This is a genomic window from Aeromonas sp. 2HA2 (assembly GCF_029237345.1).
GTDB classification, from domain to species: Bacteria; Pseudomonadota; Gammaproteobacteria; order Enterobacterales; family Aeromonadaceae; genus Aeromonas; species Aeromonas salmonicida.
On sequence record NZ_JAACGB010000033.1, the window covers coordinates 1 to 540 of the forward strand.

A 540-nucleotide genomic window follows, 5' to 3' on the forward strand; every position below is an offset into this window, starting at 1 on the left:
CAGACAGCGGAGCGGTAGTTCAGTTGGTTAGAATACCGGCCTGTCACGCCGGGGGTCGCGGGTTCGAGTCCCGTCCGCTCCGCCATTAATTTGAAGGCCTTCCCAATCGGGAAGGCCTTTTTGCTTTCTGGCATTTGCGAACGGGATAAGGAAACAAGGGGCAGCAGACAGGGCTGCGACTTGCCACTGGCAACTCGGTCCCTACCTATGTCCGCTTGTGCTTGAGCCGGACTGCACCCTCCCGTCCGCTCCGCCAGTCAATTGAGAGGCCCAATCTAACGACTGTTTTTTTGTGCATTTTGCCCAGTACAACATGAATCGCTCCCAGTTCCCTAGACACCTCACAGCCTTAAAATGAGGCAACTATTGGAGGTGTTATGACCCGTCAGCGTTATCCAGAAACATTCAAGATAGAAGCGGTTAAACAAGTCACCGAGCGCGGGCGGCCTGTGGCTGATGTTGCACGAGCCCTCGGGGTATCCAGCCACAGTCTGTATGCCTGGCTCAAGCAGTACGGTAAGCCCGCTGACCAGCAGCACG

At 55.9% G+C, this 540-nt stretch carries 1 protein-coding gene and 1 tRNA gene; both read left to right on the forward strand.

Annotated features, from left to right (window positions below):
- Positions 1–8 precede the first annotated feature (8 nt).
- Positions 9–85: transfer RNA gene (locus GWQ29_RS21230), tRNA-Asp, on the forward strand.
- 292 nt (positions 86–377) lie between these two features.
- On the forward strand, positions 378–540 hold a 163-nt coding region (locus GWQ29_RS21235; RefSeq protein ID WP_275920255.1), incomplete at its 3' end, for a transposase.